General features: G+C 71.5%; 12 protein-coding genes. 5 read left to right on the top strand and 7 right to left on the bottom strand.

What is annotated here, in order from left to right:
- Nucleotides 1-10 precede the first annotated feature (10 nt).
- The 4 genes from BMW88_RS14640 to BMW88_RS14655 form a co-directional block, all read right to left on the bottom strand.
- Nucleotides 11-3,178 carry a non-ribosomal peptide synthetase gene (locus BMW88_RS14640; RefSeq protein ID WP_177221105.1) on the bottom strand — a complete coding sequence of 1,056 codons (3,168 nt, stop codon included), beginning with the start codon at nt 3,176-3,178 and terminating at the stop codon, nt 11-13.
- Nucleotides 3,175-3,915, bottom strand: a complete 741-nt coding sequence (locus BMW88_RS14645; RefSeq protein WP_089951245.1) for a thioesterase II family protein — start codon at nt 3,913-3,915, stop codon at nt 3,175-3,177. Before BMW88_RS14645 ends, BMW88_RS14640 begins: the two co-directional genes overlap by 4 nt.
- A gap of 137 nt (nt 3,916-4,052) precedes the next feature.
- A complete protein-coding gene (locus tag BMW88_RS14650; RefSeq protein ID WP_089951246.1) occupies nt 4,053-7,118 on the bottom strand; it encodes an AfsR/SARP family transcriptional regulator in 3,066 nt (1,021 codons plus the stop codon).
- A gap of 102 nt (nt 7,119-7,220) precedes the next feature.
- Nucleotides 7,221-10,244: an AfsR/SARP family transcriptional regulator gene (locus BMW88_RS14655; RefSeq protein ID WP_089951247.1), complete on the bottom strand. Its 3,024-nt coding sequence runs from the start codon at nt 10,242-10,244 to the stop codon at nt 7,221-7,223.
- A 281-nt stretch (nt 10,245-10,525) separates the two neighbouring features.
- Here BMW88_RS14655 and BMW88_RS41830 point away from each other — a divergent pair, with 281 nt between their 5' ends.
- The 5 genes from BMW88_RS41830 to BMW88_RS14675 all read left to right on the top strand — a co-directional run bounded on the left by BMW88_RS41830 (nt 10,526) and on the right by BMW88_RS14675 (nt 14,373).
- Complete coding sequence (locus BMW88_RS41830) at nt 10,526-10,672, top strand: hypothetical protein (RefSeq protein ID WP_177221106.1); 147 nt, start codon at nt 10,526-10,528, stop codon at nt 10,670-10,672.
- Nucleotides 10,673-10,723: 51 nt separating this feature from the next.
- Nucleotides 10,724-11,239: a hypothetical protein gene (locus BMW88_RS14660; protein WP_089951248.1), complete on the top strand. Its 516-nt coding sequence runs from the start codon at nt 10,724-10,726 to the stop codon at nt 11,237-11,239.
- A complete protein-coding gene (locus tag BMW88_RS14665) occupies nt 11,224-12,156 on the top strand; it encodes a sporulation-delaying protein SdpB family protein (protein ID WP_089951249.1) in 933 nt (310 codons plus the stop codon). The genes BMW88_RS14660 and BMW88_RS14665 overlap by 16 nt, the downstream gene beginning before the upstream one ends.
- Nucleotides 12,157-12,376: 220 nt before the next feature.
- Nucleotides 12,377-12,553 (top strand): hypothetical protein, encoded by a 177-nt coding sequence (locus BMW88_RS14670; protein ID WP_245777783.1) that lies wholly within the window; start codon nt 12,377-12,379, stop codon nt 12,551-12,553.
- A 2-nt stretch (nt 12,554-12,555) separates the two neighbouring features.
- A complete protein-coding gene (locus tag BMW88_RS14675; protein ID WP_089951251.1) occupies nt 12,556-14,373 on the top strand; it encodes an HEXXH motif domain-containing protein in 1,818 nt (605 codons plus the stop codon).
- Between the two features lie 7 nt (nt 14,374-14,380).
- Here BMW88_RS14675 and fxsT read toward each other — a convergent pair whose 3' ends face one another.
- The 3 genes from fxsT to BMW88_RS14690 are packed head-to-tail and all read right to left on the bottom strand — an operon-like array spanning nt 14,381 to nt 21,505.
- Nucleotides 14,381-18,721, bottom strand: a complete 4,341-nt coding sequence (fxsT, locus tag BMW88_RS14680) for an FxSxx-COOH system tetratricopeptide repeat protein (RefSeq protein WP_089951252.1) — start codon at nt 18,719-18,721, stop codon at nt 14,381-14,383.
- Between the two features lies 1 nt (nt 18,722).
- Nucleotides 18,723-19,787 (bottom strand): AAA family ATPase, encoded by a 1,065-nt coding sequence (locus tag BMW88_RS14685; protein ID WP_089951253.1) that lies wholly within the window; start codon nt 19,785-19,787, stop codon nt 18,723-18,725.
- A complete protein-coding gene (locus BMW88_RS14690) occupies nt 19,784-21,505 on the bottom strand; it encodes a VMAP-C domain-containing protein (RefSeq protein WP_143116077.1) in 1,722 nt (573 codons plus the stop codon). The genes BMW88_RS14685 and BMW88_RS14690 overlap by 4 nt, the downstream gene beginning before the upstream one ends.
- Between the last annotated feature and the right edge of the window lie 278 nt (nt 21,506-21,783).

Here is a 21,783-nt window from a genome sequence, read left to right on the forward strand (position 1 = left end):
TCCCTGCCTTTCACAGATCGAGCAGGTCGGCGACGGAGAGCGAGGACCTGGCCTCGGCTCGGATCGCGCCGACGCCCACGGGCGTGGTGCCACCGGTGCCGCGCAACCGCTCGACCTCGGTGGCGAGACCGGCGACGGTCGGGTGGTCGAACAGCGTCCGCATCGGCAGCCGGACACCCAGTTCGCTCTCGATGCGCGAGAGGATGCGGGCCGCCTTCATCGAATGCCCGCCCAGGTCGAAGAAGTTGGCGTCGCGGCCCACCGCCGCCGCGCCGAGCACCTGCCGCCACACGTCCGCGACGGCCGTCTCGGTGACCGTGCGCGGCTCGTCCGGTTCCTCGCCGGCGACCTCCGGGTCCGGCAGCGCCCGCAGGTCGAGCTTCCCGTTGCGGGTCAACGGCAACGTCTCCAGCGCGACCAGCGCGGACGGCACGAGGTAGGCGGGCAGCGTCTCGCGCACGTGCCGCATCAGCTCGTCGACCTGATCCTCGCCGGGCTGCTCCAGCACGACGTAACCGACCAGGCTGTGATCACCGGCGGCATCGGCCCGCGGCACGACAACGGCCTGGCGCACCAGTCCCGACGAGTGCAGGCAGGCCTCGACCTCGCCCGGCTCGATCCGGAACCCGCGGATCTTCACCTGCCGGTCGGCCCTGCCCAGGTACTCGAACGTGCCGTCGGCCCGCAACCGCGCCAGGTCACCGGTCCGGTAGAGCCGCGCACCGGGCTTGCCGCCCAGGTGGTCGGGCACGAACTTCTCGGCCGTGAGCGCGGGGTTGCCCACGTAACCGCGGGCGACGCCGTCGCCGCCGATGCACAGCTCGCCGACGGCCATGGGGGGCACCGGTTCCAGGTACTGGTCCAGCACGTAGAGCTGGGTGTTGCTCAGTGCCCGTCCCAGCGGGATGCGCCCTTCCGCGCGTTCGCACTCGTGGCTGGACGCGAACGTCGTGGTCTCGGTCGGGCCGTAGCCGTTCACGACGTGCTCGGGACCGCCGGGGTGCGCGACGAGCGCGGCGACCGCGTGCTCGTCCGGCTGCTCGCCGCCGAAGACGAAGTGGCGCAGCCCGGCCAGCGCCGCGGGCATCTCCCGCGCCACGTGCATGGCGACCGAGGTCGTCAGGAACAACGTGTCGATCTCGTTGGCCCGCAACCACTCCCCCAGCGCCGCCGGGTCGAGGGCGATGTCCTTGGGCAGGCCGACCAGCCGGCCGCCGTTGAGCAGCGCGCCCCAGATCTCGAACGTCGCCGCGTCGAACGTGGTGGTGGACGCCTGCGCGACCCGGTCACCGGGCGCGAACTCGACGTAGTTCGTGTCGCGGACGAGCCGGACGACGTTGCGGTGGCTGACGCAGACGCCCTTCGGCATCCCGGTCGAGCCGGAGGTGTACATGACGTACGCGAGGTCGTCCGCGCCGGTCGTCCGTTGTGGACGGTCGGCGGGGCAGGTCAGCACCATGGCCGACAGGTCGACCAAGCCGACACCGGACAGGTCCACGGCGCGGTCCGCCACCACGACGGTGGCACCGGCGTCGGCGCACAGCGCCCGCAGGCGGTCGAGCGGGTACTCCGGGTCGAGCGGCAGGTACGCGCCGCCGGCCTTGAGCACGGCGATCGCGGCGACGACCCAGTCCGCACCCCGTTCGGCGAGGATCCCCACCGGTGCTCCCACGCCCACGCCGAGCGTGCCGAGGTGGGCGGCGAGCCGGTTGGCGCGCTGGTCCAGCTCCCCGTAGGTGAGCCGCACGGGCCCGAACTCGACGGCGATGTCGTCGCGGTACCGGTCGGCGGTGTCCTCGAAGAGCTCGACCAGGGTGGCGTGCGGGTAGGCCGTCGCGTTGGCGTTGAGGTCGCGGACGATCCGGCCGCGCTCGTCGCCGGACAGCAGCGACAGGGTCGACAACCGCGCGTCCGGCGCGGCGGTGAGCTGGCCGAGCACGGTGGCGAACCGCTCGGTCAGGTCCACGACGTCGGCCCGCCGGTAGAGCGCGGTGCGGAACTTGACCCAGCCGCGCATCTCGCCGCTGCCGGAGTCGGGCAGCTGCAGTTCGAGGTCGTACAGGCCCTGGTCGCTGGTGCCCTGGGTGAACGTGAAGACGCACCCTCCCGCGGCCAGCGGACCGGCGAGCGGCGGCGGGGAGGCGAAGACGATCTGGAAGACCGGGTGCCGGTCCACGTCGCCCGCCTGGCCGAGCGCCTCGCAGACCCGGTGGAACGGCGTGTCGCGGTGGTCGAGCGCGTCCAGCACGGCGTCGCGCACCACGTCCATGGCCTCGCGGTAGGACGGGTCCGGACCCAGCCGCACCCGCAGCGCCAGCATGGTGACGAAGTAGCCGACCAGTTCGTGCGTGTCCGCGTGCTCACGGCCGGCGGACGGCGAGCCGACCACGATGTCCGACGAGCCGGTCAACCGGTGCAACAGCACGGAGAACGCGGTCAGCAGCACCATGAACGACGACGACCGGTGCGTGCTCGCCACGCGCCGGACCGCGTCGGCCAGTTCCTCGGGCACGACCAGCGGCAGCGCCTCGGCGGTGAAGTCCGGCCGGGCGGGCCGGGTGCGGATGTTCGGCAGCTCCAGCGGTTCCGGCAGGTCCGCCAGCGCCTCGCGCCAGTGCTCGGCGTCCCCGTCCGGTGGCGCGATCTCGCGGTAGGCGACCGGCGGCCGGGGCAGCGACACGCTCTCGCCGCCGACCGCGGCCTGGTAGCAGCGCGGCAGCTCGTCCTGGATCACCGCGACCGACGCGCCGTCGATCGCGATGTGGTGCACCAGCAGGACGAGCTGGTGGCGGTCGTCGTCCAGGCGCAGCAGGACGATCCGCAGCGGCAGCTTGCCGGAGAGGTCGACGCGGCGGCTGAGCTCGTTGGCCACCAGCGCCGCGGCGCGCGCCTCGCGCTCGGCGGGAGCGAGCTCGCGCAGGTCGCGCGTCGCGATCGACAGGCGCGCTTGGGGAGTCACCTCCGCGACGAGCGCGGTGCCGTCGAGGCGGTAGCCGGTGCGCAGCGGCTCGTGCCGGTTCACCACCGCGGTCAGCGCGGCGGCGAGCGCGTGGGGGTCCAGCTCACCGGTGATCTCCACGTACACCGGCACCGTGTTGAACGTGGCGTCCGGCGCGAGCTGGTCGGAGAACCAGATCTGCTGCTGACCGCGGGTGGCCGCGGGGCTCTGCTCGGTCACTGCACACCTTCCCTGGCGACCGAACGCACGACGTTCGTCACCGCTGCCGGGTCGTCCTTGAGGTAGAAGTGGCCGCCGGGCCGGACCACGAGGTCGAAGCGGGCGGCGGTGTGGTGCTGCCAGGCCGCCACGTCGGCGACGGTCGCGAGCGGGTCGTCGGTGCCGGCGAACGCGGTGATGGGCACGTCGATGGCGTCCGTCGTGCCGTGGAACCCGGCGCACACGGTCAGGTCCGCGCGCAGGGCCGGCAGGAGGAGGGCGAGCATCTCCCGGTGCGCCAGGAGGTCCGCGGGAACACCGCCGAGCCGCGTCATCCAGTCGACCAGACCGTCGTCGTCGAACAGGTGCGGCTGCTCACCGAACGGGAGGTGCGGCGCCTTGGCCGCCGACACGAACAGGTGCTCGACCGCGTCGCCCAGCCTGCGCGCGACGTCGAACGCGAGCAGCCCGCCCATGCTGTGACCGAAGAGCACCAGGGGTGGCCCGACCTCCGCCCGGATCGCCTCGGCGAGCGGCTGCGCGATCCGCGCCGCCTCCGTGGCGGCCGGCTCGGCGAACCGCCGTTCCCGTCCCGGCAGCACCGCGCACCACAGTTCGACCGAGTCGCCCAGCAGCTCCGCCCAGTCCCAGAACGCCGACGCGCCACCACCGGCGTACGGCACGCACACCACCCGCAGTGCCGCGTCCGGCCGGGGCCGAGGACGGACCAGCCAGCGGCTTCCCCCGTTTTCCTTCACGGCACGAAGCTACGAAGCGGCCCTTAGCGCACCCTTCGGGAAACCTGATGGCGCTCTTACCCCGGGCCACAACGCGATCGGGGCCACCTCCGCGGACACGAGGTCGCGGTGGTGGCCCCGAAGGCACGCGGCAGTGCTCAGCCGGCCTTCAGCACGACCGAGGGGTGGAAGAGGTCCGGTTCCGCCGGGCGCACGCCGATCTCGGCCATCTGCTCGAGGTACACCCGGTACCTCCGGCGTGCCTCGCCGTGCCTTCCCGCCGCCCGCAACGCCTTCACCAGCCGCACGTGCGCGCCTTCGTCGTAGGGGTCGAGCTCCAGCATCCGGACCAGGTACCCGACCTGCTGATCGGGGTCGCGCACTAGCTGGACCAACGCGCGCAGCACGGCCGTGTACCTCCCGCGCACTTCCTCCCGCGCCTGGATCGCCCACGGCTCATAGGGTTCCTCGGCCAGGAACTCGCCGAGGTACAGCTCGTCGGCGTCGGTCAGCAAGGACAGCGCCGACGGCTCACCCCGCCGGTGCGCGGCCAGGGCGGCGCTCGCGGCGCCGAGGAAGCCCGCCACGTCCAGGTCCACGAAGGACAGGTCGAGCGACACCGTGTCGCGGTCCGCGACGAGCGGCTCGGCGCCCGCGGGAAGTCCCGGCACGGACAACACCGCCCGCAGCGTCGACAGCAGCACCGACAACCGGTTCGCCGTGCGGTCCGACGCGTCGTCGGGCCACAGCAGCTCGACGAGCTGCGGGCGCGGCACCGGCCGTCCCCGGTGGGCGGTGAGGATCTTCAGCAGGTCCCGCGCCTTCTTCGACTGCCACGACGCGGCCGGCACCGCGGCGCCGTCGCGCAGGACCTGGAACCGGCCGAGGGTGCGCACGACGATCCGCGCGGCGCGCGGCAGGCCGATGCCGAGCACGTCGGCCATCCGGACGTCCGTGCGCACGCCGTGGCCGTGCAGCTCGTCCTCGAACCGCGTCACGTCCACGCCGCTCAGCCTCGCCGCCGCCAGCTCCGCGGCCGCCGCGCCCACCGGGTCGCCCGCCGCCCGCCAGACCGTCGCGGCCTCGGCCAGCAACGCCTCGCGGTCCGCCGACGTGACCGCCGCGAGCTGCAGCGCGTCGGCCAGTCCCGCCTTGTCACCCCGCCGCCCCGCCACCGCCCGTGCGGTGGCCGCGTCCGCCCGCGCGGTCTCGCGGTCGCCGGCCAGCGCGGCGACCCAGCCGCGGGCGAGCAGCGCGGGCACCTCCTGTGACCGCAGCACCCGGCTCTCGGCAACGGCCTCCTCGGCGAGCCGCCGCGCGGCCGCGAGGTCCTCGCCCGCCACGACCCTCGCGAGCGTCGCCTTGGCGAGCGGGCCGGCACCCGGCATCGCCAGCGCCTCGTCGAGGAACGCCTGCGCCTGGCCGGGTTCCCCGCGCCGGCGGTGCACCTCAGCCCTGATCAGCAGGGCGCGCGACGAGGCGGCGGCGCCGGACAGGGAGGCGTCGGTGAAGGTGGCGTCGGCGAGGGCGGCGTCGAACCGGCCGAGCCTCGCGTTGGCCAGCGCCCTGATGCTCCGGCAGCCGGGCTCGTGCCCGGTGAGGCCCGCCTGCCGGCCGATGACCACGACCTCGTCGATCTCGGCCAGCGCGTCGGCCGGTCCGGTCTCGGTGCGGAACCAGGCCCGTTCGGTGCGGATCATCAGCTCCAGCACCCGGTTGCCCGCCCGCCGGGAGCGCTCCACCGCCTGGCCGTAGTGCGACTCGAACGCGGCCCGGTCGCCGTCGTACCCGGCCAGCAACCCGAAAGCCCTGCTGCTCCACGCGAACGCGGCGTGCCCGCCGCGTCTTCGCGCGGTCAGCGCACACCTGTCGGCCAGTTCCCGCGCGCGTTCGTGCCGTCCCACCTCGCGGAACCAGCCCACGGCCAGCGACAGCAGCCGCACCTCGTCCACCGACGCGACCTCGTCGAACACCGTGCGCTCGACCAGGTCCACCGCGCGGGCGGTCTGTCCCGCGAGCGCGTGCAACTGCCCCATCCGCCACGACCGGCACGGCTTCAGCTCACCGGCGGCCTGCTCGTAGCAGTGCAGCGCACCGAGCCAGTCGCCCCGGTGCTGCCGCGCGAAGCCGGAGACCAGGTGCAGCCGCGGGTCGTCGACCTCCAGCCGGTCCACCGCCGCGAGCACCGCGTCGGCGTCGCCGCCCGCGACGATCTGCTCGTCCCTGCGCAGCAACAACTGCGCCACCAGGTCCGCCCTGCCCGCCGCGACGAGGTGCCGCAACGCCTCGGCGTGCGCGCCGGTGCGTTCGCAGAACACGGCCGCCTTCAACCGGATCTCCCCGTCGTCGGCGTCGCGGCGCAACAGCTCGCCGACCGGCTCGACAACTGTCCACTCCGGACCGCTCAGCAGCCCGCGCCGCGCGAGCCGCGGCAGCACCTCCCGCGCGTCGGCGAACCCGAGCGCCACGCACAGCGCCGTGCTCACCCTGCCGAGCAGCGCGATCGTGCGCACCAGCTCCCTGGTCTGCTCGGGTTCGCCCGCGAGCACCGAGGAAGCGAGCTGCGCCACCACGTCCCCGCTTTCGTCCGGCAACGCGCAGCCGCCGCTGAGCGCCTCCCGGTACAGCGCCACGGCGGCCGGCCGGCCGCCGGTGCGCGCCAGCACCGTCCCGGCGGCCTCGGCGCCGACGAGGGCGGCGACCTCCGGTTCGGTGAACGCGAGCTGCCGCGAGGTGATCTCCTCCGCCGCGGGGAGCGCGAACACCGGTTCCCCCCTGGTCAGCAGCACGAGGCGGAGGAGTGCCGGGCGGCGCAGGCACAACGCCTCGACGAACCGCGCCTCCCCGCTGCCCGGCGCGAGCGCGCCGGCGTTGTCGACGACCAGGACGACGGGCTCGTCGAGGTGCACGTCCAGCAGGCCGCGGATCAGGCCGGCGACGGTGTCGGCGCTCTGCGCGGTGGTGGTGACCAGGTCGGCGGGAAGGCGCGGAAGCCGGTGCCGCAACGCCCTCAGCAGCCCGCGCGACAACCGTTCGAGCGAGGTGCCGGCGGCGGCGTCCAGCCAGCAGGCGCGCCGCGCCGCCGCCCACGCGGCGACCGAGGTCGTCTTCCCCCAGCCGGGCCCCGCCTTGACCACGACCACCTCGTGGGCGGACGCGGCGTCGAGCGCCGAGCTCAGCGCGGGCCGGTCCACCAGCCTTGCGGGCAACGCGGGCTGCAGCATCTTCGAGCACCACTTCCTCGCCGGTCAACCTGACGAGGACGAGTGCACCAAGGCCCTGCATCCGTGCCGCATCGACGACCGATGCACGGATGTCGTGCCTGGTCAGACCGCCGAGGCGATGTCGCGCACGACCGTCAGCGCGCGCGGGCTGCCCTGGCCGCGGACACACCGCATGCACAGCGCGGCGGCGTCGTCGAGGTGCGCACGCGGGTTCTCCGCGTCGACCGCGCCGGCCGGGTAGAGCTCCAGCGCCCGTTCCCAGTGCGTGCGCGCCCAGTCGTGGTCGCCGCGCCGGTGCGCGACGTGCGCGAGTCCTTCGTGCGCCCGCGCCCGCACCATCGGCAGGGCCCCGGCCATCGCCAGTTCCTCGGCCTGCCACAGCATCGTCTCGGCCTCGCGCAGCCGGCCCGCCGCCAGGTACGTCTCGGCGAGCCCGTTCAACGCGTCGCCCTCCGGCTCCCGCAGGTCCATCCGGCGCGCGGACTCCAGCGCCTCGCGGCCCACCCGGACGGCGTCCTCGGTCCGCCCCAGCCGCCGGTACGTGACGCCGAGCCACGCCAGGGAGATGCCCTCGCCCCTGCTCATCCCGATCTCCCGGCTGAGCCGCACCGCCCGTTCCAGCGCGACGACCGCCTCGGCGTCCCGTCCGCGCAGCTGCGCCAGCCAGCCGATGTTGATCAGCACCACGACCTCGCCGCCGACGTACCCGTCGAGCTGGTGCACGGCCAGCGCGTCGCGGAACCGGGCCTCCGCCTCGGCGTGGCGGCCGAGGTTGCAGTCGACGAGGCCGAGGTCGATGGCCGAGTTGACCTCAGCCCGCTGGTCGCCGGTGGACCGCGCCAGCGCCACCGCCTCGGCGAAGCTGGCCGCCGCCGCCTCCAGCATGCCGGCCTGCACCTGCGACGCGCCCAGGTCGCGCAGACCGCCCACCGCGGCGGGCAGGTCGCCGAGCTCCCTGCTGATCGCGATCGCCCGGTCGAGGAACTCCAGCACCTCGCCGTGCCGGCCGGCCTCCCGCAGCGCGAACGCGATGGTGGTCAGCGCCATGGACTCGCCGCGGCGGTCACCCAGCGCCCGCGCCGCCTTCAACGCGTTGCGGGACAGCTCGAGGACTCCCGACCGCTGCCCCACCCTGGTCAGGTACGGCATGAGCAGGCAGGGAAGCTGCCACGCGTGCACGTGCCAGCCGTGCGTGCTCGCGTAGCCGGCCACCGCCACCATGTTCTTGTACTCGGCGCGGAGCTGGCGGATGTCGTCGTCCTCGGACTCGGACGCGGGCAGCTCCGCCGGCCAGCGCAGCTCCGGCTCGAACCCGCGCCGTCCCGGCATGCTGCGCCGGCCGCGCACGTCCGCGAGGTGCAGGTAGTAGTCGAACAACCGGTGCCGCGCGGTGTCCAGTTCGGACGGTGCGTGCGCCGCGCCGGCGAGATCACGGGCGCAGTCGCGGACGAGGTCGTGCAGGCAGTACCGGTCGGCCCTGCGCTGCATCAGCAGGTTGCACTCGACCAGTTCCTCCAGCACGTCCTGGGCGTCGAACACCGGCACCCCGGCGAGCGCCGCCGCGGCGTGGGCGTCGAAGTCGGCGCCGGGAACCAGGGACAGCAGCCGGAAGAGCTCCTGCCGGTCGGTGCCGAGGTGGTGGTAGGACAGGGCGAGCACACCGGCGACGCTCAGGTCGTTCGCGGTGAACGCGCGGGATCGGCGCTGCCGGTCCCGCAGCCGGTCGGCGAGGTGCGCGACGGTCCAGGGCCGGCGGCTGAACCGGGACGCGGCGATCCTGATGGCGAGCGGCAGCCTGCCGCACAGGGAGATCACCTCGGCGACGGCCTCCGGCTCGGCGTCGGCCCGCGGTCCCGCGATCCGGCGGAACAACGCCACCGCGTCGTCGCCGGGCAGCACGTCGAGCGAGACGGGCACGGCTCCCTCGATCGACATCAGGTGGCAGCGGCTCACCACGATCACCACCGCGCCGGGAGCGCCGGGCAGCAGCGCCCGGACCTGGTGCGCGTCCGCGGCGTTGTCCAGCACCACCAGCACGCGGCGGTGCGACACCTCGGTGAGCCAGAGCTCGCGGCGCGCGTCCGGATCCACCGGGACCTCCTCGGCCGGCACGCCGAGCTGGCGCAGCAGCACCTCCAGCGCGGCGCCGGCGGTCATCGGCGGGGTGCCCGCGGTGAAGCCGCGCAGGTCGACGTAGCAGCGCCCGTCCGGGAACCTGTCCTCCAGCCGGTGGGCCACGTGCACGGCCAGGGCGGTCTTGCCGATGCCGCCCATGCCCTCGATGGTGACGATCGCGGGCGACCGCGTGCCGATCGCCTCGACCAGCGAGTCCACTTCGGACTCCCGCCCGGTGAAGTCGGGGATGTCGAACGGCAGCGGCGACCGCCGCGGCGCGGCCGGCTGCGCGCGGAGCAGCTCCGCGTGCAGCTCCCGCAGCTCGGGACCGGGATCAGCACCGAGCTGGTCGGCCAGTGCCCGGCGCCCCTCCTCGAACACCGCCAGCGCGTCGCCGCGGCGACCGGCCCGGTCCAGCGCCCGCACCAGCGTGGCCCGCAACGACTCCCGCAACGGGTGCTCGGCGACCTGGCCCGCCAGCGGGCCGAGCAGGGAGGTGACCTCGCCCAGCTCCAGGCGCAGCTCCGCGAGCCGTTCCACGGCCTGCAACCGCTGTTCCGCCAGGACGTGCCCGGCCGCGTCGATCGACGCCGAGCCGAGCCCGGCCAGCACCGGCCCCCGCCACAGGTCGAGCGCGCCGTGCAACAGCTCCACCGCCCGCGCCGCCTCTCCGCGGCCGGCGAGGACCTCCGCGTCCCGCACCGCCGACCGGAACCGGTCGGCGTCGAGACTGCCGTCCGGCAGGTCGAGCCGGTAGCCGTGGGTGCTGGTGGCCAACCGGCCGCCACCACCCGTCACGACCCTGCGCACCGCGGCCGCCGCGTTGCACACCTGGCGGCGCGCGGTCTGCGGCGGGTCCTCCCACAGCTCGTCGATCAACCGGTCGAAGGTCACGACCGCACCGGCGTTGAGCAGCAGCAGCGCCAGCAACTTCTGCTGGCGCTCACCGCCGAGCGCGACCGAGCGCTCGGCGGACCACAGCTCCAGCGGGCCCAAAATGCGATATTCCATTCAGCCGCACGCTTTCCATCTCGGAGTACGACGGGTGGGGCCCAGCGTTGGACACCAGCGGTACCGCAGTGAGTTCATGAGATATCACCTTTTAGAGCGGCCATGCGGCTGAGAGATACGCCCATCCGGCTGTACCGATTCAGCACGGGGTGGAATCACCCAGAGAAACCACTCGCATACGGCCCGTCACAAGTTGACGAAGTGCGCGAACGCTGCAATATTCCCCACCGCAGCGACGAGGAAGGGAGGTTCCTCGCCGCGACGAAGAGGGGATCAAGAAAATGAGAAGTGCCGGTTTCTTCGGCGCGCTGCTGGCCGCCGCGCTGGTGGCCGTCACCATCGCCAGTTCCGCGTCGGACACCGAACCCACGGAATCGAACAGCAAGACCGCATTGGTCATCGGACCCTGCACGACAGGCGAGTGCTGACCGGCCGGGCTGTTCATCGAAATGGATGACCGGACACGTGCCGCGAAAGGCATGGCCTTCACCGGCGCCGCACTCGGAGTGATTCTGCTGGCCACCACCGCCGCCCAGTTACCGGCCGATGTGGCCGGGCGGGCGGTGAGCGCCCAGCGGGAGGCGTTCCGGCTGTTCTGGCCGCAAGGAATGCAGCTCTTCACCAACGCGGCGGGGCGCGAGTTCACGGTCGCCTACCACCACGACGAGGCCGGCACGTTCGTCCCGATCACCCGCACCACGGGTGACCGGGACTACCTGGCCGGCCTCGACCGCGGGTCCTACGCGGACCTGGCGAGACTGCTGGCCACCGTGGACGAGGTCCCGGCCGGGCACTGGCGCGACTGCCCGGCGGCGACGGTCGCCGACTGCGCCGCCGTCATCAACCAAGCCCCAACAACGCCCGCGACCAGCTATTTCTCCACCGATGCACCCTGCGGACGCACGGTGTTCACCGTCGAACGCCCGAGCCGGTCCACACCCGTCCGGCACGTCGTCCGCGTCGCCGTCGTGGATCTCCGATGCGCTCCGCGGTAGCCCGGGCGCTGGCGTTCGACCCGCGCACGACCGCGTTCGGCGCGGCCAGGACGCTGGTCGCGCTCGCCGAGCTGTCCGTGCTCGTGTTCACCTCGGACGCCGACCTCTTCCCCGCTGTCCCGAATACACCGGCAGGACCGCGATGCGACGGATTGCGCACCCTTTCACTTTGGTGTGCCGGCTCGTCACCCACGGCCCACACCGTTTTCCGAGCCGTGACGATCGCCGTTCTGGTGCTCGCCGCATCCGGCTACCGGCCCCGCTGGACGTGCATTCCGCAGTGGTACGCCACATTCAGCCTGGCCGCCGCGATGCACATCCCCAACGGCGGCGAGAACGTAGCCAGAACCGTCACCCTGCTGCTCATCCCGCTGTGCCTCGGCGACGACCGGATCTGGCATTGGCGACGCCCGGCGACACCATTGCCGGCGTGGTGGCGCGGCACGACCTTCGTCACCCATCTGGTGATTCGCCTGCAGGTCGCGATCGTGTATGGGCAGGCGGTGTGGATCAAGGTTGTTGAACCGGAATGGCGTAATGGCACGGCGATGCACCATGTGATACAGGACGCGTATTTCGGAGCCGTGCCGGAACTCGTCCCGCTGCTGGGATCAGGTTTCCTTATACCTGCGTTCACGTGGGGAACCGTCGTACTCGAAACCGCCATCGCCATCTGCGTGTTCGGAAATCCGCGGCTGCGACGCGCCGCGCTCGCGTTCGCCGTGGTGCTGCACGGCGGCATCATCGTCGTGCTCGGCCTCGCCAGCTTCGGCCTGGTGATGATCGGTTTCGTGGCACTGGCGAGCTGTGGCCGCAGCCTCCCCGACAGCAGCCTCCCCGACAGCAGCTCCTCCGGCAGCGTTCTGCCTGCGTCCCCGGCACCGGCGCGACCGGACCAGCCTGCTCGACCACGTTGAGCCGCAACACCACCTGCGCGCCGTGGCACCCGCGTGGCTGACGGATTCCAGCCCGGGGTGCGCACGCACGATCGAATCCCGCTGCCGTTGGTCGTTTCGGCGCAAGGAACCTCCGGGTCTCGGCCTACCTGAACCGCTCACCGTTGCGTCATCATGGGATTGCCTGCCCGGAGACCGGGCCGCGGCGTGAAGGGGAATCGACACCATGAGTTCATCAGGCTTGGAGCCGGACCTGGAAAGCCCGCTGATCGACCTCTCGGGCGTGCCGTTCACCAGCTTGCGCGACCTCGACGGCGATCTCCTGCGGCAGTCGCTGCGGCACGTCGTGGAACGGGCCGGTCATGTCAGCGCTCGCTACCGAAGCTCCAACCCCTCGGGCGGTGAGCGAATCGACTGACCATGGCGATTTCTCCCGCCTACCACCGCTTGTCGTGGGAGGACTTCGACACGTTCGCCCGTCTCGCCGGTGCGCCACCCATGATCGACCGGCTGCGCGGGGCCGAACACAGCAGGCGGAAGCTGTTGTTGCACGCGCTGCTGGAGGAGTCCGCGAAAACTCCGGAGCTGTTCGGGCCGTTACCGCCTGCCGAGGCAGTCCGGGAACTGCTCACACGAGCCGAGGACGCCTCGCCCGCGGCGTTCGGCCGGCTGCTGGATCATCCCTACACCGGAAGCTGGGCCGGCTACACGGTTCGGTTGCTGCGCAACGGCATCGACGGAGTTTGTCCAGTGTGGATACACCTCGGCCACGCGCACGCGCTCGCGGCGGCCGCGGCCATCAGGGCCGGCCTGGACTTCGAGATCACCGTGCCGCTGTGGGAAGGCAACGCGGCTCTGCCGTCTCTCGGCACAGCCTGGCTGCCAGCCCCCTCGTCGTTCTCCACCGCTCGGGTTCGCGGCAGCCGCGGCAGCTATGTGCTCTCCGGGGAGAACGGCAGGGTGCGGCTGCCCGCCGACCTGGGTTCCGACGGTCCCGGCTGGCACAGCCTGCACAGGTTCAGCTCGAGTGCGGGAGCGCACCGGTTCTCGGTGTGCCTGGACGACCTCGATCCCTACCGCGGGCTCTACGAACCGCTGCCACCGGATCGGCTGGCGAGCACGGAACTCGGCGCGTGGCACCGGCTGCTGGGCGAGGCGTGGGAGCTGCTGGTCGGTGCCGCGCCCGAGCTCGCCGGCCTGCTCGCCGCCGTCCTGGACTGCGTGGTGCCCAGGCCCGGCGTGCCGTTCCAGAGCCCGAGCGCGTCGACCGGTGAGGCGTTCGGCAGCGCCGTGATCGGTCTTCCGGCGGATGCGGCCGAGCTCGCCGCCACTCTGGTGCACGAGGCGCAGCACATCGTGCTGGGCGGGATCCTCCACCTCACCCAGCTCTGCGAGAGCGATGCCCGGGAGCGGATCTACGTGCCGTGGCGCGACGACCCCCGTCCCTTCAGCGGCGCCCTGCAGGGCGTCTACGCCTTCTTCGGTGTCACGGCGTTCTGGCGCAGCCTGGCCAAGGCCGAGACCGGCCCCTCCTGCCGCGCGAGGTTCGAGTTCGCTCACTGGCGCGGGCAGACGTGGCGAACGCTGGCGGTTCTGCGCCGCGACGGGACGCTGACCGGGGCCGGGCGGCGGTTCCTCGCCGGAATCGCGGAGATCCTCGGGCCCTGGCAGCACGAACCAGTGCCCGAGCACGTGGCGGAGCTGGCCGACGCGCTCGCGGCCGATCACCGGGCGGGGTGGCGCCTGCGGCACCTGCGGCCGGATCCCGCGGTGGTCTCCGCCGCGGCCGCCGCGTGGCGGGCAGGGCACGCCCGGCCTCCTGCCGTGCCGGCGCCCGCCGATCCGCCGCCGACGCCCGTTCCGGACGGATCGTGGTCACGCAGCCGGGCCACGCTGGTGAGGCTCGGTACGGGCAAAGGCGGCCACACGGACGTACGCGACATCTGGCCGACGGTTCCCGGAGCCACCGCCGCCGACTTCTCCTGGGCCACCGGCCGGTTCACCGACGCCGCCCGGAGCTACCGGGCGGAGCTGCGGGCGGATCCCGACCGGCCCACGGCCCTCGTCGGACTGGGACTCGCCCTCCTGGGCGACAACGGTCCCGGCCCGGCCGCGCGCGCTCTCCTGCACTGCCCGGAGCTGGTGCGCGCGGTGCACCGGGAACTCCGGCGCACCGCGCGCGACGTGCCGACGCCGGAGGAGCTGGCCGCGTGGCTGGGCCAGCTCGTCTCCGGGTGAGACGCGCCTACATCAGCATCGGGTCGATGTCGCAGTCGGCTCGCCCGCCCTTGATCGCGGCGATGGTTCCGGGATGCGCCTCCCCCAGCACCTTGCGGTACTTGTCGAGGACCGGTCCGCGGTAGGACTCGGCCTCCTCCGCCCGACCCGCGGACCGCAGGTCGTGCCCGAGGTTGAGCGACGCGGCCAGCGCGGTGGGGTGGTTGGCGCCCAGCACCCGCTCGCCGCGCTCGACGGCGTCGCGGTTCAGTGCGATCGCCTGCTCGAACTCGCCCAGCGCCGCGAGATCGCTCGCCAGGTTGATCGTGGCGATGATCGCGTACGGGTGGTTCGGCCCGATGCCGTTGCGGAAGAGTTCCAAGGCCCGTTCGTCGAGCACTCGGGCGTCAGCCGCCTCACCGCTGAGCCGCAACGTTACGGCCAGATTGACGGTCGCCGCGACGGTGTGCGGATGGTCCTCACCGAGGCTGCGCCGGTACTTCTCGAACGTCCTCTCACCGAGCTCCTTCGCCGAGGTGAGGTCGCCCGAGTGGCGGAGGTCGATCGAGTGCGCGAGGGCGCACGCCATGGTGGTCGGGTGGTCGTGTCCGTACACCAACCTGAACTGCTCGAACGCCGGAGTCGACAGGCTGAGCGCCCGGCTGTGGTCACCGTCCTTGCGCCGTGCCACGGACAACAGGAACGCGAAGGTCGCGTAGTCGGGGTTGTCCTCGCCGAACCGCGCCCGGAACAGCTCGGTGAACTTCTCCTGCTCGATGCGGGCTCGCGTGTACTCGCCCGCTTCGCGCCGGTCGACGATCAGCGCCGCGTTGCTGCCGAGCGTCTTCTGGTGGTCGGGCCCCAGCACCTCGACTCGCCGCCGGACGGTGTCCTCGTCGAGGTCCGCCGCCGCCCGGTACTCCCCGGACAGCCTCAGGCTGAGGGCGTGCTGGTAGGCCGCGTTGAGCGTCTCCGGATCGTCGTCGCCGAAGAGCCGCTTCGACTTGTGGTAGATCTCGTCGCTCAGTTTCGTCGCGGCGGCGAAATCGCCCTGCGCACGCAGGTCGATCACGATGTTGGTCTGCAGGGCGAACGTCTCTTCGCTGTCCTCTCCGGACACCTGGATCCGGCGCTGGAGGGTGAGCTGGTTGATCCGCGCGCCCTCCTCGTACCTGCCCAGCACCCAGAGGTAGAAGCCGAGCCTCGAAGCGACGTCGAGCGTTTGCGGGTGCGTCGGCCCGAGCTTGCGCTCGAAGCCCTCGTAGGCCCGCTCGGCCAGGCGCGCGGCTTCCTCGTGATCGCCCCAGGCGAAGAGGAAGCGCATCAGGTTGATGACGAGCTGGCGCACCCAGCTGTCGTCGCAGTCGACGATGTCGGCGGCGTACGCGTGCGGCAGCAGCTCGCGGTAGCGCGGCCAGTGACGGCTCGACTCGGGGTCGTTGGGGTCGAGGCTGGCCAGCAACTGGTGAGCGCCGTGCCGCATCTGGGCCTGGACCTGCGGCGCCATGACCCGGTTGCGCAGCACCAGCTGCACCAAGCGGTGCAGCTGCAGGGTGTTGCTGCCGTGGTCGATCTTCGCGAGGCCGTAGCGGTTGATGTCGCGGATCGCTCTCGCGAGCTTGATCGGGTCTCGCAGCGCCGCGTCCAGCTCCGGGGAGATCGACACCCGGCTGACACCGGTGAACAGGTCGCGGGAGATCGGTTCCGGCGAGAAGAAGGCGCAGATGTGCAGGATCTGGTGCGCCGCCGGGTTCCGGATCTTCAGCTCGTCGAACGACACGTTCCAGGCGGCGGCGACGGAGACCTCGTAGTCGGACGGGGCGGAGGTGTCGAGGATCTCCGCCACCGACTCGTCGAACAGGCGGAGGTACTCGCGCACCGGCATGCCCGTGACCGCTCGCCAGGCCGCCGCCTGCTCGAGCGCGAGCGGGAGGTCGCCCAGCTTCTCGGCCAGCTGGTTCGCGTCCTGCTCCTCGATCTCCGGACCGCGCTTGCCCAGCAGCTCGATGCTCTCCGCGCGGGTGAACACCGCGAGCTCGAGCGGCCGTGCGACGCCGGCCCAGTCCGGGTTGCGCGAGGTGATCAGCACTTCACCGGGTCCGTTGGTCGGGAAGAACGGGCGCACCTCCTCCGGGCTCTCGGCCGCGTCGAAGACGAGCAGCCAGCGCCGGAACGGGCGGCCGACGCGCAGCGCCTCGCGAACGGCCGGCACGGCGGTGTTCGCCTCGGACGCACCGGGCAGTCCGAGCTGCCGGGCGAGCTCGGTGAGACCGGCGCGGATCTGGGTCGGCCGAGCTGCCTCGATCCACCAGATGAGGTCGTAGTCCTGCAGGTGGCGATAGATGTACTCGGTTGCCATCTGCGTTTTGCCGATACCGCCCATGCCGTGCAGCGCCGACGGGAGGACAGCGGTGGTGCCACCCGCGGTCAGGCGTTTACCGAGCTGGTCGAGCAGTTCGACGCGGCCGGTGAAGTTAGGATTTCGAGGCGGCACGTTTCCCCAAATGGGTGGCGGGTCTTCCGGCCGCCGTTCGTGAAACACCCGCGAACCGGAGGAGGCGCGCACTGTCATACCGCTGGCTTCGGGAAGTCCTATAGCAGCAGGCTGAGCAGAATGGGCGTCCCGCCACGCGAGATCCGGGGCTTCAGATACCGTCGGTTTGCTCAGACCCTCAGCCATCTCGGGCGCAACCTCGCTCGCTGTGTGGTTCTTGATTGATTCCTGAATTGATTCAGATGAGGGCGAGTTGTCCTGCGCCACGGCGTTTCTCAGCCGGTCCGCCCGAGACAGGTAGGGACCCGACAGCGCTCTCATGACCGCGCTCTCGAGCTCGACGTCAGCAGCATTGGAGCTGGTGAGGACCGGGTCCGGGGTGTTGTCGGGATCGGCGATGGCGTTTCGCAGGTGATCTAGCACCGGTATTCGATCCCCGAATTCCTCGGCAGCCGTCCGAACGACCCCGGCGGTCTCCGACCGACGGGCACCGTTGAGCAGCAGCTCACGAACTGCCTCCGGGAATGCGAACGCACCTGAACCCGGGATGACCACGTTATCCCGGGAGTGCGAAGAGTAGTACAGGAGTCCGCTCAGCAGCAATTCGCCAAGATGTTCCGGGCCCGCTTCGGGAACGAAGCGGCGTCTTATCAACTGCACGACTTCGAGATGAGCGGGGACCGCCGCGAGCAACGTCGCCAGGCGCAACGCCGGGGGCGAGGCCAGACTCCGGAATCGGCCGACGTGGTCACGGGCGGAAACAGGCCGCGAGGGCTCCCCCACCGCCGGTTCACTGGTGGCCATCAGCACCGTTCCGGCGGCCGGCCCGCGGTGCCCTGCCGTGATCAGCCGCGCCCACCACCGCAGCCACCGCGGCTGCAGCTCGAGCACCGGTACGGGCACGGCACCGTTCCGGGCGTGCGCCGACGGATCCTCGTCCATCCACGCATCGGATAGCTGGATCGACCACCGGCTGTTGGGCCGCAACGGCCCCGGAACGGTCAAATCGGCCCTGTGCAACCTCATGGCACCGCGACCCCAGAGCCACTGCGGCAGCAGGTGGACGACGCTCACCGGCATCGACCGCGCCCACTGGGCCAGCACCGGGTGCAGGACCTCCGGCCGCCAGAGCTCACCGACGCCGTCCGTCACCAGGAGGGCGACCCTCCTGCCGGACACGTCCAGCACCTCCGCCGGGTCCCGCGCGGGCGCGCCGGCGGTCCCGCCGCGCAGCACCGGGACCGCCCTGCCATCCGCCCCGCGGACGACGTCGACCAGGCGGAACTGGATCGTGCGGAACGCCCCCAGCCGTGCCAGGAGCTCCATGAAGGCCACGACCTTGGGCCGCCACAAGGACATCGACGGACTGTTGTCCAGGATCACCGTCAAGTCCAGCCAACGCTCCGCTCTCGAACGGGTGACCGGCCACCACACACCGGTTTGCGCCGTCCGCTCGGCCGTCGCCACCTCGTCCAGGACCATCGCGTCGTCACGGGCGGAGGGAATCTCGCGCTTGAGCGGCCGCAGAGCGCGGAAGCAGTCCAGCGACTCCGCCAGCGCCGGACCGTCGGAGTGGGCGGGCACCAGATCAGGGGCCGCTTCGCCGTCGCCGTACCACGAGCCGGCAATCGAGGGTTCGCGAACTTCGCGCGGTGCCGTCGCACCGATCGGCTCCGGCTCGGGTTCCTCCGCCGCAGGCACGTCATGACCGGGAGGTTCGGCCACCTCGCCGGGTTCCGGCGGCGCGTGACCGGGTTCCGGCGGCGTCGAGGCAGGATCAGGGGCCCGGTTTCCCGTCGTGCCGTCCCGCATCGCGGCGGCCAGCCAGACGATGTCCGCAACTTCGGGCCAGTCGAGACCCTCGATGCCACCCATGTCACTGCTCCGTCAGTCTTCGCCACAGCGCATCGACGAGCCGCGGCCACGCCGCGTCGTCCGGCTGGTAAGCGCCCGAGGTGGCGAGGTAGACCGCGTCCAGCAACCGGTCCGCCGGGAGACCGCCCTCCGCCCGGCTCTTCTCGATGAACTCCCGCACGAGCCGTTCCCGGTGTTCGCCCTGCGGGTCCAGGAGGTGGTTGGCCACCATGGCCGCCAGTTGTTCGGCGCTCGGATCCTTGATCTCCAATTGCAGGACACGGCGCAGGAAGGCGGGAGGGAATTCACGCTCTCCGTTGCTCGTCATCACCACCACGGGAAAAGCCCGGCAGGCCACCCTGCCGTCCTCCACGGTCGCGGTCCCGTTCGGGTCGTTCGTGTGGACGGATACGGCACGCAGTTGTTCGCGAACTCGCGCCAGCTCCGGAATGACGAACTCGCCGTCCTCGAAGATGCTCAGCAGATCATTGGGCAGATCCGACTCGGATTTGTCCAGCTCGTCGATCAGCACGACCCGCGGCAAAGCGCTCGGCAGGAATGCCGTTCCCAGCGGGCCGAGCCGCACGAAGTCACCGATGGCGGTCTCCTCGGCACCGGCCGACCGCACGGCGGCGGATTGCACTCGGCCTATGGCGTCATAATCGTAGAGACCTGACGCGAGGGTCGTGCGGCTGGTGATGGGCCACCTCAGCACGCGGCCCAGCCGCAATTCCCTGGCGATGCGGTAGGCGAGGCTCGACTTCCCCACCCCAGGTTTTCCGGTCAGCAACAACGGCCGGCGCAAGTAGAGCGCGGCATTGACCACGTCGAGCTCGTGCGCGTCGACGTCCCATTCCGCCAGGTGGATTTCCGGCCCGAGCCTGCGATCCGCCTCGCCGTCGTCGTCCGGCGGCAGGACCTGCTCCGAGACCGGGCCGCCGCGGAAATCCCGCCAGGGTGGTGGGGGCGGCAGGATCTCGGTCAGGTCGATGTCGTGCATCGGCCGGCCCGTGCCGCGGTAGATCCACCAGTCAGGAGCGTCGAAGCCAGTGCGCCGACTGCCTGTTCCCCGTTCGTGCACGCTCATCCCCGGCCTCCGCCCGACGTCGGAGCCGCAGGTCCGTCGAGAGCGACCGTCCAGTTCGGGTCGTCGAGCAGCACCACGAGATCCCGCACGAGATCCCCTTCGGCCGCGGACAGCTGCGCGTGCCGGTGGCGGTCGGGCAGGCCGAGGATCCCTCCCTCACCGGAGACGAGCCAGGCGACGATCGCCCGCAGGTCCTCCGCGCGCGCCGCGGGGTGCCACAGCACCAACGGCAAACCCGCCCGCAACGCGGCGGTCAGCGCATCGGGCCCGGCACTCGGATCCGGACGCGGGGAAGGTGGTTCGTCCATCACCAAACCAACCCATCTGGATTCGCTCAGCACGGCGTCGATGGCATTCTCCTTGCCTTGCGGTGCACCGTACGGGTGAATTCTTTCCCACAGCGGGGTGTCACTGGAGCTGGATTCCCATCGCACGCGCCAAGGGCGATGCCAGTACGTGGCCCGCATTCGTTCCAGCGATCTCAAGCTCAGCACGTAGTCGTAGACGATTGGTCGTGGATCGCCTGACCTGCGCTCCTTCTTCCACGAACTGATCGGCAACCTTAGCAGCGGCCGGGGGAGCACGAAATCCAGTGCGACGGACACCGACTGCCCGGACCACCTGCCTTCGGCGTCGATGATCAAATCGTCTATTCGCTGCTCGAGCTCGTCGACGCGCACCTCGCCCACCTCACCCCGAAGCGGCGGCCAGTCCAGTGGATCGTCCTGGCGCCAGAAGGAAAGACGGCAGCGGTTGTCATCGATGCCGTCGAGCTCAACCACGATCATCAGCCGCAGCCGCGGTTCGGCCGGAAGCGGAGATCTCGCCGCCTGGCGTTCCTGCCGCGCGTTCGCACGGCGCAGGCCGCGGACTTTCCGGGCCGCCCAAGCCTTCAGCTCGGCACCATTGTCGCCGCCGAGTTCTTCCGCGAGGAGTTCGAGGAACTCGACCGCGGGAGGAATACCGTCCGGCCCGGCGTTGACGTCGGCGAGGTGGGTGAACGCGTCCCACACCGACCCGAAGCGGGGCATCGGCACCACCGAACCGGTCGCACGGCTCACGAGCATCGGCAGCCGTGCGGTCTCGGCGTCGGCCAGCAGCTCGCGCAGGACCTTCACCTCGTCACCGGTGAAAAGACCTCGCACGGCCAGGTCCGCGAGATCCGGGTCCGGCAGTACCGCCGCGGGTTCCGCGGGCGCGGTGCTGAGCGGCATCACGGCACCGTGCAGCCGCAACCACGCGTGCCCCTGGAACGACTTCACCGAGACGTCGATGCGGTGGTAGGAGTCCGGTGCGCTGCCGGCGTCGTCGAAGATCACCTCTTGGTAGAAGTGCGCGGAGGCGATGACAGCCAGCACGCTCCCGGAGTTCCTCAGCTCGGTCTTCGGGATGTCGGCTTCGAGGATCCGGCAGGCGTGGTTCAGCGCGTGCCCGACCCAGCCGTGCTCGTTCTGGCGGATGTCGCCGGCGTGCAGGACGACCCTCAGCTTGATCTTCGCCGCTTCGGCCTTGGTCGAGTTGTAGCGGCGGAGCTCGGCCACCAGGCGTTCGGGCAGCTTGTCGGCGAGCTCGCTCTTCGACACGGTCGACGGTACGAGAATCAAAGCGCCATCACCGCGATCCTCGGTAGCGCAGTGGCTCAGGTCGACGCCGACGTCGGCGAACGCGGCCTTCAACACACCGTAGAGCCCTTCGTGCACCACGAGAAGGTCATTCACCCGACGGTCGCGCCGGGTGAACTCCGCAACGTCCACCGCGATGATCGTCCGATGCTCAGTCGGTGAAAGTGACACAACCGTCCCTCCCGCGACACCACGCCGGCGCCCACCGGCGAGCTGCTGCGTCGATACCAGGTCAACGGCCTCGGCACTGCGCCGGATGACACACAACGCGCAGCTTCACCCATCGGCATCTCGACCCGCAGACATTCGCGGGTAACTACACCAGCAACACCTCCGGCGCACGAGCGGACTGGACCACCCGATCGGAGATTCAG

This window comes from Lentzea xinjiangensis, assembly GCF_900110955.1.
In the GTDB taxonomy this organism is placed as follows: Bacteria; Actinomycetota; Actinomycetes; order Mycobacteriales; family Pseudonocardiaceae; genus Lentzea; species Lentzea xinjiangensis.